Here is a 14,777-nt window from a genome sequence, read left to right as displayed (position 1 = left end):
AAACCTACTTGAGGTATTGCATGAATTTTACCGTGCTTTGCTCAACAAAGCCATGCTCTGTCTTAGCAATAATGTATACAGCAAGATCATTTTCCTCTGCAAAAGCTAATGCTTTCTTTTCTCCCATCACCATCATCGCCGTCGACAAGCCGTCTGCCGTCATAGAAGATGGGTGAATAACAGTTACAGAGACCAACTTATGGTTAATTGGCTTTCCTGTTTCTGGGTCTATGATATGCGAAAATCTTTGGCCATCAGCTTCAAAATAAATTCGATAATCGCCCGATGTTGCGACAGCATTGTCTTTTGGGATGATAATTTGATGAACCGCACGTTCAGTACTTAGTGGTTTCTCAATTGCTACATGCCAAAGCTCACCTGTGTGCTTAAAGCCTTTAAGACGCATTTCTCCGCCTATTTCAATTAAGTAGTTGCTAATACCATTGGCTTCAATAAACTCAGCGACAAGGTCAACACCATAGCCTTTAGCAATGGTTGATAAGTCAACATAAAGGTTTGGAATAGTTTTACCTAATTTGCCATCTTCAAAAACTAACTTATCTAAACCGACACGCGCTTTAGTCGTAGCTAGCAGTTCATCACTTGGTACAGTTTCTGGGCGGTATTCTGGGCCAAAGCCCCATAAGTTAACTAATGGTCCTACAGTTACATCAAGCGCGCCGTCGCTTAACTTACCTAAACGAATCGCTTCTTTAACCACGCGCGATAGGCCAGCAGAAATTTCAAGACCATCTAAAGACGTTGACTGATTAAATTTTGATAATTCAGAATCAGTAATATAGGTCGACATTTCCTGATTCAGCTGTTTTAACTCTTGGTCAATGCCTTGTTGTAATTTCTCTACATCAAGGTTCTCACCAACGACTTTAATATTATAAGTCGTCCCCATGGTATTACCTTGCAAATGATATTCCTGACGAGCAAGATCATTACTAGGGAAGCAACCACTCATTATCAGTACAACAAATGTTGCTAAAGCCAGTCTAATTCTATATTGCATAACAATATCCTTTATAAATTTAATTTAGCTAAAACAACTGGCTCCTCCGTAGGAGGCACAATAACTTTAGCTAAGTTAAATAGTGTTAATTCCCTGAATTATCCGTACAAAAATTATAAAGGCGACCGAAGTCGCCTTTTATTTTAGCTTAACAATTGACAAGCTCAGGTAGCTTTTCAGCTCGAGGCTAGTTCACTTTAGAGCAAAGCGAAGGCGCGGAGTTGACGTTAGTCAATGAGCACCTTCAATGCCGCTATTAAGGAAATAGCAAAGAGATAAAAGTTACCCTATATTAGCCGCCGAAATCATCAAGCATGATGTTCTCATCTTCAACACCAAGATCTTTCAACATATGAATAACAGCAGCATTCATCATTGGAGGACCACACATGTAGTACTCACAATCTTCCGGTGCTTCATGGTCTTTCAAGTACTGCTCGTGCAGAACGTTGTGAATAAAGCCAGTTAAACCATCCCAGTTATCTTCTGGTTGAGGGTCTGACAACGCCACATGCCATTCGAAGTTATCATTATCAGCGGCTAAGCCGTTGTAATCATCTTCATAGAACATTTCACGCTTAGAGCGAGCACCGTACCAGAATGACATTTTACGTTTAGATTTAAGACGTTTTAATTGGTCAAAAATGTGTGAACGCATTGGCGCCATACCAGCACCACCACCGATAAAGACCATTTCATTGTCAGTTTCTTTTGCGAAGAACTCACCAAATGGACCAGAAATAGTCACTTTATCACCAGCTTTTAAACTGAAGATATAAGATGACATTTTACCAGCCGGTAAATGTAAACGTCCAGGAGGCGGCGTAGCAATACGCACGTTCAGCATAATAATGCCTTCTTCTTCTGGGTAGTTTGCCATTGAGTATGCACGTAATGTGTCAGTATCAACTTTTGATTCTACGTCGAAGAAACCAAAATGATTCCAGTCGCCACGGTACTGTTCATCGATATCAAAATCGCTGTACTTAACATGGTGAGCTGGTGCTTCAATTTGAATATAACCACCGGCACGGAAAGGTACTGATTCGCCATTAGGAATTTTAAGCTTAAGTTCCTTAATGAACGTTGCTTTGTTATCGTTAGAGATAACTTCACATTCCCATTGTTGAACACCGAAGATTTCATCTTCAAGTACAATGTCCATGTCTTGTTTAACTGCCACTTGACACGCTAAGCGACAACCATCTTTCGCTTCACGCTTAGTAATATGACCTAATTCAGTAGGTAAAATATCGCCACCACCTGAATGCACGTCAACACGACACTGACCACATGTACCACCACCACCACATGCTGATGGCACGAAAATACCTTGGTCTGCTAGCGCGCCTAATAACTTACCGCCAGCTGCTGTAGTAACCGATTTTTCAGGGTCACCGTTTATTGAGATTTTTACATCACCTGATGAAACTAACTTAGATTTGGCAAATAAAATTACCAAAACAAGTGCAACAACAATTGCTGTAAACATCGATACGCCGAGAACTATTTCCATCGACTTTTCCTTAGCACTTATCTCTAGAGAGCAATAAAATTATTACTCTCTGTGTTAATCTTATTATAACGAAATACCACCGAAAGAAAGAAAGCCAAACGCCATCAATCCTGCAGTAATAAACGTAATACCCAAACCTTTAAGGCCATCTGGAACGTCAGAATATTTCATCTTTTCGCGTAGACCAGCTAGTAAAACAATAGCCAATGCCCAACCGATACCAGAACCAATACCATAAACAACTGACTCACCTAACGTATAGTTACGAGCAACCATAAATGATACCGCACCAAAAATCGCACAGTTAACTGTGATCAATGGTAAGAAAATACCAAGCGCTTGATAAAGGGCTGGGAAATATTTATCTAATACCATTTCAAGAATTTGAACTAATGCTGCAATCACACCGATAAAGGTTATGAAAGACAAAAAGCTCAAATCAATCGATTCTTTCGGGTCAGTAATACCTAACACGCTATCTAAAGCACCGGGTGCTAAAACAGCTTGGTAGATAACTTGGTTAGCTGGAACCGCAATACCTAGTACCACAATTACTGCAACACCTAAACCTATTGCTGTATCAACCTTCTTTGATACGGCTAGGAAAGTACACATACCTAAAAAGAAAGTTAGTGCGATGTTTTCGATGAAAATAGTTTTAACTAATAAACTTAAATAATGTTCCATTAGAATTAATCCTTCTCAACTTGTTCTGGTTTCCATTGGCGAATAGCCCAAATGATCAAACCAATTAAAAAGAATGAACTAAACGGTAATACTAATAAGCCGTTCGCTTGATACCAGCCACCATTTTGAATCAAAGGTAAAATTTCAATACCGAATAAAGTACCAAAACCTAATAGTTCGCGGAAAAATGCTACAGCAATTAAGATTGCACCGTAGCCTAAGCCGTTACCGATACCATCCCAAAAACTTACACCTGGCTTTTCCTTCATAGCAAAAGCTTCAGCACGGCCCATTACAATACAGTTAGTAATAATTAAGCCAATGTAAACAGAAAGCTCTTTCGATAATTGATACGAAAACGCTTTTAATACTTGGTCAACAACAATTACTAATGACGCAATAATCGCCATTTGTACAATGATTCGCACACTTGATGGTATTTGATTACGAATAATCGAAATAAACAAGTTAGAAAATGCTGTTACTAACGTTACCGCTAATGTCATAACCAATGCATTGGTCATTGAGCTGGTAACAGCTAATGCAGAACAAATACCTAATACTTGTAAAGCAATCGGGTTATTATCAACGATAGGTTTCGTTAATACTTTTTTAGCTTCTGAAGACATTAGTTAACACCTCCTGCACGATATTTAGTAACGAAAGGACCATAGCCTTCCTCACCAAACCAAAATTGTAATGTACGGGTAACACCGTTACTGGTTAGTGTTGCACCAGACAATGCATCTACGCCATGAATGTCATTAGCTTTTGCGCCACCTTTTACAAGGTTCACTTTAGCAACGCCATTATTATCGTAAATTTTCTTACCTGGCCATAAAGCTTTCCAGTTAGGGTTCATCACTTCTGCACCTAATCCTGGAGTTTCCTTATGATCAGAATAAACAACACTACGTATAGTGTTTAAGTCTGACTCAAGACCAACATAGCCATACATTAAGTCCCATAAACCTGAACCTATGATAGGTAATACAACAGTATTTACTTTACCTGCATCATTGCGTACTAAGTAAATAACCGCATCATGAGAGCGGCGATTAATACCTGCCATATCATTTTTAGGCTTATCAGATTTACTCGCATCACGAGAATTACGACGTTCGTCAAATAGCTCAGGGTCACCTTCAATGAATTCACCTGAATTAAGATCAATCATTTTCGCTTCAACAAACTTTTTAAAAGTCGCTTGCACGCTAGCTTTAGTACCGTCAGTTTCTGGTAGTAAGCCTGCAGCTTCTAAAATTTTTGTTTGTTGGTCAAGTAGCTTGTTTTCTACTTGTAGTGGTTTCAATTGCACTGCAGAAATTGACACTAATGCCGCACAAACTAGACATACTGCAACTACAAAACCAACCGTTTTGCCAAATGTTTCTTTATTACTAGACATTGCGAGCAAGCCTCCGTTTAACATTTGCTTTTACTACAAAGTAGTCAAACAATGGTGCGAATAAGTTTGCGAATAAAATGGCAAGCATCATACCTTCTGGGAACGCAGGGTTTACCACACGAACCAGTACAACCATGATACCGATTAAAGCACCAAACCAGTATTTACCCGTATTAGTGAATGACGCTGAAACAGGATCTGTTGCCATGAACATCATACCAAAGGCAAAACCACCAGTAACTAAGTGCCAGTACCAAGGCATAGCAAACATAGCATTCGTATCACTACCTATACTATTGAACAGCAGTGAAGTTAACACCATACCAGCAAACACACCCAATACGATACGCCATGAAGCAATACCTTTATAAAGAATGTAAGCACCACCAATAAAGATCATCGCTGTTGATACTTCACCCACAGAGCCAGGAATTAAGCCCCAGAATGCATTCCACCAATCAGCGTTCATTGAATATTCAATTAAACCTTGGTTAGCCGCACTTAATGCAGTTGCACCAGAGAAGCCATCAGCAGCAACCCATACCGCATCGCCTGAAATCTCACTTGGGTAAGCAAAGAATAAGAACGCACGACCCGCTAAAGCAGGGTTCAAGAAGTTTTTACCTGTACCACCGAATACTTCTTTGGCAACAACAATACCAAACGTAATACCGATAGCGGCTTGCCATAAAGGAATCGTTGCCGGTAGGATTAATGCGAAAAGAATTGAACTAACGAAGAAACCTTCGTTTACTTCATGTTTACGAACGCTCGCAAACAACACTTCCCAAAAACCACCAACAATAAATACCGTTGCATAAATAGGTAAAAAGAACATGGCACCGTATAGCATCATACTAAACCAGCCAGAGTCAGCCGTTAAACTGCCACCAACAAATTCAAATAAGCCTACTTGCCAAGTTTCAGGTAAAGAGTAACCGGCAACTAACGCTTCAGTCGCTTGGAAACCAATATTGTACATACCAAAGAACATGGCAGGGAAAACCGCTAACCATACTGTGATCATAATACGTTTAAGATCAATACTATCACGAACGTGTGTTTGACCTTTGTTTACTTGGCCTGGTGTGAATAAACCAGTTGCTACTGCTTCGTAAAGCGCGTACCAAGCTTCAAACTTACCGCCTTTTTCAAATTGCGGTTCGATATCTTCAAAAAACTTTTTCAAGCCCATGACTAACCTTCCTTCTCAATTGTGGTTAGGCAATCACGAAGGATCACACCGTAATCTGTTTTGCCTGGGCAAACAAACGTACATAATGCTAAATCTTCTTCATCCAGCTCTAAGGCACCTAACTGCTGTGCACCATCGGTATCACCAGCACATAAATCACGCAACAACATGGTTGGTAAAATATCTAGTGGCATAACACGTTCAAAGTTACCAATTGGCACCATTGCACGAGAACTACCATTGGTTGTTGTTGTCATATTGAATAACTTCTTCGGGAAGAAGTGAGACATATAGGCACGAGTCACTGAGAATTTATTAGGGCCAGGATACATGTAGCCGATAAACTCTTTCTCTCTACCTTCTAAGATAAGAGATAATTGAGTGTGGTAACGGCCTAAATAGCCATGTACACCAGAGGCAACAGAGCCTAATAACAATGAACCAGAAACAACACGTAACTCACCTTCAACGCTTTCATTAGCCGTTAACTCAGCGGCGCTTGCCCCTAATGTTGTACGAACTAAGCGCGGGTTCTTAGCAGCAGGACCAGCTAAAGAAATAACACGACTGTTATCAAGTTCACCTGTGGTGAACAACTTACCAATAGCAATTACATCTTGATAACCGGCATGCCATGCAACTTTCTCAGCACTTACTGGCTTCAAGAAATGCATGTGAGTACCTACTAAACCAGCAGGATGCTTACCAGCAAACTCATTAACTTGTGCGGTTGAAGTTACGGCAATATCAGCTCCTGGAGCTTTACTGACAAATACTTCGCCTTCAGTTAAACGAGAAAGTACGGTTAGGCCGTTAACAAATGCTTCACTTTGCTCGGCAATAATTACCGCAGGATCAGCAGCTAATGGATTGGTATCCATGGCGCTAACAAAGATAGCAATTGGCGATGCATCTACGGCTGGAACTTTACTAAATGGACGTGTACGTAATGCCGTCCACAAACCTGAATTTACAAGGTTTGCAACCACATTTTCACGAGCAATTGAGTTTAGTTCGTTTGCAGAAAAGCTGGTAAACGTTTCTTGCTCGTCGCCACCGATTTCGATAACAACGGATTGCAAAACACGCTTTTCACCACGGTTAATTTCTTTAACAACACCTGAAGCTTGAGCTGTGAATTTAACGCCAGGGTTCTTTTTATCTTCAAAAAGTACCTGACCTTTTTTTACGCTATCTCCAACCTTAATAAACATGGTTGGGCGCATACCCACAAACTCTTCACCTAATGTTGCAACGGTTTTGATGGACGGACCATCATGGATTACCTGCTGGGGGGCACCTACTACAGGAACGTCCAGACCTTTTTTTATTGTAATCATAAACACTTGCACTACTTTTGATGGGAGTATCAAAATCAATTATTTATTTACTTAACTGCGCTCAATAATTGCAAAACTCTCTCGAGTTAAGACGACTTAAAGCAGTTAAGTAACATAAATGATCGATTTCAGTGTATTTCAGCAAAAATCTTAATTTGTTATTAGCAAATTAAGCATTACTGGCTCTAGTTAAAATTTCTGGCGCGATTCTAGCACAAAATCACCTTTTTATTCTATGTTAAGCACGACAATAAATAACAATTTAGACGAATTATCTATAATTCGCGTAATTATCGAACAAAAACTTCTTGTATTGGCCGAAATATTCAACAATTTAGTATAATTGCTATCCAATATTTGCCTATTGACCAGAAATAATAAATGGTAATTTTTTTAATTAATTTGCAAAAAAGTAGCCTAAGCAGACACAAAAAAACCGACTTACTTGTCGGTTTTTAATCTTGGCTAGCTAAATGACTAGCTAACTCGCATAACGTTAACTTATAGCAAATTATTTATCGCTAACTCAGGGCTAACGTCGGCTTCATAATCCACGCCGTCCACATTAAAACCAAACAGTTTCAAAAATTCGCCGTGATAGCTTACGTAATCTGTTAACTCGTCAATGGTATCCGTATCTACCGTATTCCAAATTTCAGTAACGCGGTCTTGCACGCTGTCTTCTAATTCTTTGTAGTTTTGGAATAAGCGACCACTGTCATCTAAACGTGGTGATTCACCGTATAAGTTTTCACGGAATAAATCTTGAATTTGCTCAATACAACCTTGGTACGTGCCGTCAGACTTCATCACTTTGAACATCGCAGAAATATACAATGGCATAATTGGAATCGCAGAACTTGCTTGGGTAACAACGGCATTTAATGAGGTAACATAAGCTTCACCCGATAATGCTTTGGTACTTTCTTTAATCGCTACTGCAGCTCTGTCTAAGTCTTCTTTTGCACGACCTATCGTTGCATGACCATAAATTGGCCAAGTTAACTTTTTACCAATGTAAGTGTAAGAAGTGGTTTTAAAACCGTTAGTCAATACGCCAGCTTCTTGTAGCGCTTTGATCCAAAGTTCCCAATCAGCGCCGCCCATAACATCAATAGTACCTTGAATGTCAGCTTCAGTCGCCGCTTCAACAGAAACTGAATCAATAATACGCTTGGAGGTATTTAAGTTCTTTGTGGTAACACTTTGGCCAATAGGCTTAAGCGTCGAAGAATACACTTCACCAGTATCAGGATCAGTACGACGAGGTGATGCCAAGCTGTAGATCACTAAATCGATTTCGCCTAACTCTGCTTTAATGGTTTCAATTGCTTTTGCTTTAATCTCATGAGAAAAAGCATCACCATTAATGCTTTTCGACCAAATGCCCGCTTCATCAGCCGCGGCTTGAAATGCTGCGGTATTATACCAACCCGCAGAAGCGGTTTTCTTTTCCGTTGGTGGTTTTTCAAAGAAAATACCTAAGGTTTTAGCATTGTTACCAAAAGCAGCGGTAATACGTGATGCAAGGCCATAGCCCGTTGATGCACCAATAACCAAAACATTTTTAGGTTTAGCATTTGCTTGAGTTTGACTTTTTACATAAGCAATTTGCTCATTAACGTGAGCAGCACAACCTGCTGGGTGAGCATTAGTACAAATAAAACCACGAATTTTTGGTTTAATAACCATAACGATACCTTCTTAACATCACCCTAACAGCCACTTTTGAAAGCATATAATCTTGCCATCGAATTTCGGCTTGTTTAGTGAAAAAATTGATTTTGAAAATGAAATTGCCGACTAGTTTACTCTTGCTTTACGTCTTAAGAGGTGCGACCAGTCGGAAAATTGATAAAATTTATGAAAAACTAACGATTTTCATAGTACGACTGCAAGGTCAATTTATTAAATTCACGCATCGAACTTAAAAACTCGCTATAAGATTGCCAAACACGGGCAAAGTCTTTATCTGCCGCAACTTGTTCAGTAATCAGCGCATTTGTATGTTGCTGTAAAGCTTGCATTACTTCTGTCGGGAATTGGCGTAACTGCACTTTATGTTCTTCAAGTAAGGTTTTTAACGCGGCATTATTACGGGCATTGTATTCAGCCAAGGTTGACTCATTCACAGCATTTGCTGCAACTTCAACAATAGCTTGTAAATCTTTAGGCAAAGCATCAAACGCTTGTTGATTAATTAAAAACTCAAGCCCAGTGCCTGGTTCATGCCAAACCGAAGAATAGTAATAGTCCGCGGCTTGGTAAAAGCCAAACGCCAAATCATTATAAGGCCCTACCCATTCAGTGGCATCAATAGCGCCACTTTGCAGTGCCGAGAAAATTTCGCCGCCAGTTAAGGTGACTGGAATCGCACCTGCACTTTTTAACACTTCACCTGCCAAGCCAGGAATGCGCATTTTCAAACCTTGCAAATCAGCAACTGAGTTAATTTCTTTTTTAAACCAACCACCAAATTGCGCGCCAGAGTTACCACCGGGTAATGGCTTAATGCCAAAGGGTTGATACAACTCTTGCCAAAGCTCCATGCCGCCGCCGTAATGTAACCAAGCATTAAATTCAGTCGCCGTCATACCAAAAGGTATGGCACTAAAAATAGGTGCAGCCGGTATTTTTCCTTTCCAATAATACGAACCACTATGGCCCATTTGTACAGTGCCTTGTGACACCGCATCAAATACTTCAAAACCTGGTACTAATTCACCAGCGCCATATACTTTAACCGTTAACCGGCCATTACTCATGGCATTAACATGTTTAGCAAATTTCTCTGGTGCCATGCCTAAACCGGGAAAGTTCTTCGGCCAAGAAGTCACTAATTTCCAGACAAACTTTTCCTGCTCGGCTTGTACTTGAGTGCCCGCATCTGCTGAGGTTTTACTTTCCCCACAGCCACTGAGTGCAAACAGTGATAGGGCTAAGACTGAAAAAGAGCGTGTTAGTTTTTTTATCATAATGCTATCCGTATATTACATTGGGTAACCAAGTCACTAAACTTGGCCAATAAGCTAAGGTACACAATAATACTAACTGTATAATAATAAAAGGAATAACGCCTCTATATATTGCCGAAGTTGGAATTGACTTATCTGCAACTCCTCTTAGGTAAAACAGTGCAAAGCCAAACGGCGGCGTTAAAAATGAGGTTTGTAAATTCACTGCAATCATAATGCCTAGCCAGATAGGGTCAAGCCCCATGGCAAGCAATACCGGCGCAACAATCGGTACAACAACAAAGGTAATTTCAATAAAATCTAAGATAAAACCAAGTAAAAATATTACCAGCATCACAATAAGCGTTGCACCAACGACCCCACCCGGCATTTGTTGGAATAAGCCATGTACTAATTCTTCACCGCCAAAACCTCTAAAAACCAATGAAAACAAGCTTGCACCGATTAAGATCAAAAATACCATCGAAGTAATTTTCACTGTGGTATGCATGACCGCAGTTAAATTTTCTTTTGATAATTGCTTATTAAATAATGCTAAAAGTAATGAGCCAGTTGCACCTACTCCTGCGGCTTCTGTCGGTGTTGCATAGCCAAACAATATTGAGCCTAGCACCGCAAACATTAATAGCAGCGGCGGTAATAATGCCGATACTAAAGTTAATAACGAAAGTTTATCGTTAGCATCATCACCACTTTGTTCTGTTCGTTTAGGAATAGCTTCAGGCTGAAATATCGCAACAAAAATGCAATATAAAATATAAAACAAAACAAGAATCAACCCAGGTACAACGGCACCGGCGAACAAATCTCCTACCGAGACCGTTTTAGGGTTAAATATTCCCATGGTTAACTGCGCTTTTTGGTAAGCACTGGAAAGCACATCGCCCAATAAAACCAAAGCAATAGAAGGAGGTATTATTTGCCCAAGCGTGCCGGTCGCACAAATAATGCCAGAAGAAAATGCCGGACTATAACCACGCTTTAACATGGTTGGTAACGATAACAAGCCCATAGTGACCACAGTTGCGCCAACAATGCCGGTGCTCGCCGCCAGTAACATTCCCACTAATGTCACCGATATTGCCAAGCCAGCATTAAATCGACCAAACAATAATGCCATGGCATTTAATAAATTTTCTGCGATTTTCGAGCGCTCTAACATAGCCCCCATAAAAACAAACAATGGTACGGCTAATAAGGTTTGATTGTTGAGTACACCATAAAGACGATTCGGTAAGGCATGTAAAAACGCCACTTCAAAAACATCAACACTAATACCAATACCGGCAAAAATAAGCGCAACGCCGGCTAAAGATAGTGCTACCGGATAACCTAGTAACAACACACCACAAACAGCGGCAAACATTAATAAAGCGATATACTCCATCATTTATGCCTCTGTGTTCATGGTATCGGCCGGAGACATTAGCGTCAGTAAATTACGTAACATTTCCGCCAGCCCTTGAAAAACCAAAGTAACGGCAAGTAGAAGGATTAACGTTTTGTTTAAATACACTAATGGCAAACCGCCAGCTTCAGAAGAGCGCTCCATTATCTGCCATGCCGCTAAAACATAATCTATGCTGATCAAGAAAATAAAGATACAAACCGGCAGCAATAGCACTAAACCGCCAATAAAATTGACCCAAGCCTTTTGCCTTGTAGAAAAGCGTTGATAAAAGATGTCGACGCGCACATGCCCGTCGTGTTTTAAGGTATATGCCGCTCCCAGCATAAAAACAATACCATGAAAATACAGCACCGACTCTTGCATCGCTATCCAGCCAAGATTAAAGCCGTACCGCAATACAACAATGGCAAAGGTCAGCAAAACCATCAACAAGGTTAACCAAGAGATCACTTTACCCAGCTTTTCAGTAACTGAATCTATGGTATGCACAAATTTACTTGCCATAGTTAACAACATAGCTATTCCATCTATTTTTATTATTATTTGAGTTTATTAACGTTATATCGTCGAAAATTGTAGCGTAAATACACGCTCCTTTGCATCCATGCCCCCGCGATATTGCCTACACGGATGTAGGTACTTAGTTTTTGTCAGGAACATAAAAACTGACCATACTTCCTGTACATACTCGCTCCTGTGCATCCATGCCCCGCGATATTGCCTACACGGATGTAGGTACTTAGTTTTTGTCTGGAACATAAAAACTGACCATACTTCCTGTACATACTCGCTTCTGTGCATCCATGCACCCGCGATATACCGTACTTCCTGTACATAAAATTACACCGCTAACATAACATTAACGGTGTTTAAGTAAAATAACGATAACTTTATGAGAGTGACATGAAAGAATTATCCCGTTTGTTTACTGCCTCCTAAGCAGTTTGGAGATAAAGGCGTATTGTCTGCGTAATAATTTTGCCATTCTTTTTCGGTATAAGTATGTAATGCCAAGGCATGAATTTTTTCAGCCAATTCTGCAGCAAGTATTGAGTTTATCGCACGGTGGCGTTTAATTAAGCGCTCACCTTCAAAATCTTCTGAGACAATAATCACTTTAAAGTGAGATTCACTGCCCGGCGCAACATTATGCTGATGGCTTTCATTAATGACATCTAGGTGAATGGGTGAAAAAGCAGAAAGTAATTTTTCTTCGATTACAGCTTCTATTGTCATATTATTTTCCCTGAGTTTGATCGCTTGATAGATCACTTTTAATTTTAGTCATTGTCGGCAATTATGCCATCTATCTAGAAGGCTGACTGCATAAATTTTAGATATTTATTTTTTTAATCTCTGCAAGCAACTAAATATTAAAAGAGAATTTTCCGAAAGGTCAGGTTAACTCTAGCTGTAATTTCTTTACTTCTTTTTGGAATGCAATGTTGCCAAAAGTGCTGAGTTTTACCACGCATAATAAGTAAACTCCCTGATGCCAGACGCAGGGAAAGTTTTTCATTAGTATTAATATGTTTAAGTTGAAAATCACGCGCAGCACCAAAGGACAATGAAGCAATCACAGGATTAGTGCCTAATTCAGTTTCATCATCACTATGCCAACCAACACTATCTCTTTGATTGCGGTACAAGTTAGCTAAAACCGCGTTAAATTCATCTTGGCAATAATCACTAACCTGTTCTTTAATTTTTGCCAAGGGTGACGTAAAAGGTTTTGAAGTTAGTGTCATATCAGAGTATCGATAACTTAAGTCATCGTCACTATACCAAGCTTGTAATCGCGGTATTTTCATGGTTTTACCAAACATAGTTATATCATCATGACGCCATGCTATGTTCTGCGTTAATTCATGAAAAAGCATCTCAGATTCGGCTGGCGAATAAAAGTTTTCGATATAGTCAATATCAGCATCTGGTAGTTTAACTTTCACTTAGTAAAGTCTCTTAACGAGCATTAATGCATTGTTAGACATTATTATTACTTTAAATTCACCTTTAAACTAGCTCACAACGCTAAACTTTGTCACAATATCAGCCACGCCAACCAGATTTAAACTGCCATGATCAGCCCTTTTATTGTCAACGACAAAAATCTTTTTCTCGATAGGTTTCCAACCGGCCAAGTTAACCGAAGTTTGCAAGCTTGGGATGCCGCTGACGAATATCTTATCAACTACCTGCAACAAGAGCAGTTAAGCACGACTAAAAAAAACATACTTATTTTTAATGACAACTTTGGTGCTTTAAGCTGCAACTTGTCGCAACACCAAGTGTATTGCGTTAATGACTCCTATTTAAGTCAGCAAGGTATAGCTCTTAATTTAGAGCAAAATGGCCTATCAAATGACAATTTAACCTTGTTAACTAGCTTAGATGAACTACCGACAGATATAGATATCGTGTTATTTAAGATACCTAAAAGCAAAGGTTTACTGAGTTACCAGTTAAGCCAAATTAAACAGCAGTTAGCTAATGACGTTATTTTTATTGCCGCAGATCGTGCCAAAGAAATTCATAGTTCAACATTAAAAGTATTTGAAAATTACTTAGGCACCACTAAAACCTCTTTAGCAGTAAAAAAAGCTCGTTTAGTGTTTAGCCAACTTGATAATAACAATGCCAGTACCGCAACATTCCCGACGAGCTGGCCATTGGAGAATACCGAGTTCACTATTAGCAACCATGCCAATGTTTATGCAAGAGAAAAGCTCGATATTGGTGCGCGTTACTTTATGCAAAACTTACCTAAGGTTGTCGTGAAGAGCAAAGTCATTGACTTAGGCTGTGGTAACGGTGTCATCGGGCTAAGCGTTTTAGCAGAGCAGCCCGAAGCTAATGTGCACTTTATTGACGAGTCTTTTATGGCCATAGCTTCGGCAAAAAGCAATATCAGGGCAAATTTACCTGCGGTTATCGAACAATGTCAATTCCAAGTAAATGATTGCCTGACCAGCGTAGAAGGTGGCAGTGTTGATTTAATTTTGTGTAACCCGCCTTTCCATCAACAAACAGCAACTACCGATCACATAGCTTGGCAAATGTTTAAAGATAGCCATCGCGTGCTAAAAAAAGGCGGCGAGCTACGCATAATTGGTAATCGACAGTTAGCTTATCATATTAAATTAAAAAGAATTTTCGGTAATGAAAAGCTTATTGCCAGTAATGAGAAATTCGTTACTATTTCAGCGATAAAACGTTAACATTTT

The 14,777-nt window shown here is 39.6% G+C and carries 14 protein-coding genes; 1 reads left to right on the top strand and 13 read right to left on the bottom strand.

From position 1 onward, the window contains the following. Nucleotides 1-4 precede the first annotated feature (4 nt). The 13 genes from AC27JP_RS14035 to AC27JP_RS13975 form a co-directional block, all read right to left on the bottom strand. On the bottom strand, nt 5-1,021 hold the full coding sequence (locus AC27JP_RS14035; protein WP_487116136.1) for an FAD:protein FMN transferase: 1,017 nt from the start codon (nt 1,019-1,021) through the stop codon (nt 5-7). 292 nt (nt 1,022-1,313) lie between these two features. Next, nucleotides 1,314-2,537 carry an NADH:ubiquinone reductase (Na(+)-transporting) subunit F gene (nqrF, locus tag AC27JP_RS14030; RefSeq protein ID WP_487116134.1) on the bottom strand — a complete coding sequence of 408 codons (1,224 nt, stop codon included), beginning with the start codon at nt 2,535-2,537 and terminating at the stop codon, nt 1,314-1,316. A gap of 63 nt (nt 2,538-2,600) precedes the next feature. Then, the gene (nqrE, locus tag AC27JP_RS14025) at nt 2,601-3,224 is read right to left on the bottom strand and encodes an NADH:ubiquinone reductase (Na(+)-transporting) subunit E (RefSeq protein ID WP_487080562.1); all 624 of its coding nucleotides are present in this window, start codon (nt 3,222-3,224) and stop codon (nt 2,601-2,603) included. 5 nt (nt 3,225-3,229) lie between these two features. After that, nucleotides 3,230-3,853 (bottom strand): NADH:ubiquinone reductase (Na(+)-transporting) subunit D, encoded by a 624-nt coding sequence (locus AC27JP_RS14020; protein WP_487080561.1) that lies wholly within the window; start codon nt 3,851-3,853, stop codon nt 3,230-3,232. After that, nucleotides 3,853-4,632: a Na(+)-translocating NADH-quinone reductase subunit C gene (locus AC27JP_RS14015; RefSeq protein ID WP_487116132.1), complete on the bottom strand. Its 780-nt coding sequence runs from the start codon at nt 4,630-4,632 to the stop codon at nt 3,853-3,855. The genes AC27JP_RS14020 and AC27JP_RS14015 overlap by 1 nt, the downstream gene beginning before the upstream one ends. Continuing rightward, the gene (locus AC27JP_RS14010) at nt 4,625-5,827 is read right to left on the bottom strand and encodes an NADH:ubiquinone reductase (Na(+)-transporting) subunit B (RefSeq protein WP_487116130.1); all 1,203 of its coding nucleotides are present in this window, start codon (nt 5,825-5,827) and stop codon (nt 4,625-4,627) included. The genes AC27JP_RS14015 and AC27JP_RS14010 overlap by 8 nt, the downstream gene beginning before the upstream one ends. Before the next feature lie 2 nt (nt 5,828-5,829). After that, complete coding sequence (locus AC27JP_RS14005) at nt 5,830-7,167, bottom strand: Na(+)-translocating NADH-quinone reductase subunit A (protein WP_487116128.1); 1,338 nt, start codon at nt 7,165-7,167, stop codon at nt 5,830-5,832. A gap of 501 nt (nt 7,168-7,668) precedes the next feature. Beyond that, nucleotides 7,669-8,859 carry an enoyl-ACP reductase FabV gene (gene fabV, locus AC27JP_RS14000; RefSeq protein ID WP_487116126.1) on the bottom strand — a complete coding sequence of 397 codons (1,191 nt, stop codon included), beginning with the start codon at nt 8,857-8,859 and terminating at the stop codon, nt 7,669-7,671. 179 nt (nt 8,860-9,038) lie between these two features. Continuing rightward, nucleotides 9,039-10,142: a TRAP transporter substrate-binding protein gene (locus tag AC27JP_RS13995; RefSeq protein ID WP_487116124.1), complete on the bottom strand. Its 1,104-nt coding sequence runs from the start codon at nt 10,140-10,142 to the stop codon at nt 9,039-9,041. Between the two features lie 4 nt (nt 10,143-10,146). Beyond that, nucleotides 10,147-11,529 (bottom strand): TRAP transporter large permease, encoded by a 1,383-nt coding sequence (locus AC27JP_RS13990; RefSeq protein ID WP_487116531.1) that lies wholly within the window; start codon nt 11,527-11,529, stop codon nt 10,147-10,149. 3 nt (nt 11,530-11,532) lie between these two features. Then, the gene (locus AC27JP_RS13985; RefSeq protein WP_487116122.1) at nt 11,533-12,069 is read right to left on the bottom strand and encodes a TRAP transporter small permease subunit; all 537 of its coding nucleotides are present in this window, start codon (nt 12,067-12,069) and stop codon (nt 11,533-11,535) included. 396 nt (nt 12,070-12,465) lie between these two features. Further along, nucleotides 12,466-12,789, bottom strand: coding sequence for a transcriptional regulator BolA (bolA, locus tag AC27JP_RS13980; protein ID WP_487116120.1), 324 nt, complete (start codon nt 12,787-12,789; stop codon nt 12,466-12,468). 137 nt (nt 12,790-12,926) lie between these two features. Further along, nucleotides 12,927-13,502 carry an alpha-ketoglutarate-dependent dioxygenase AlkB family protein gene (locus tag AC27JP_RS13975; RefSeq protein WP_487116118.1) on the bottom strand — a complete coding sequence of 192 codons (576 nt, stop codon included), beginning with the start codon at nt 13,500-13,502 and terminating at the stop codon, nt 12,927-12,929. A 129-nt stretch (nt 13,503-13,631) separates the two neighbouring features. On the opposite strand from AC27JP_RS13975, the gene AC27JP_RS13970 reads away from it, so the two are divergent. Continuing rightward, nucleotides 13,632-14,771 (top strand): methyltransferase, encoded by a 1,140-nt coding sequence (locus AC27JP_RS13970; RefSeq protein WP_487116116.1) that lies wholly within the window; start codon nt 13,632-13,634, stop codon nt 14,769-14,771. Nucleotides 14,772-14,777: the final 6 nt, after the last annotated feature.

Source organism: Colwellia sp. SU-HH01172 (assembly GCF_057553355.1).
The sequence above is the reverse complement of the archived record's forward strand: the minus strand, read 5'-3'. Positions and strand labels throughout refer to the sequence as shown.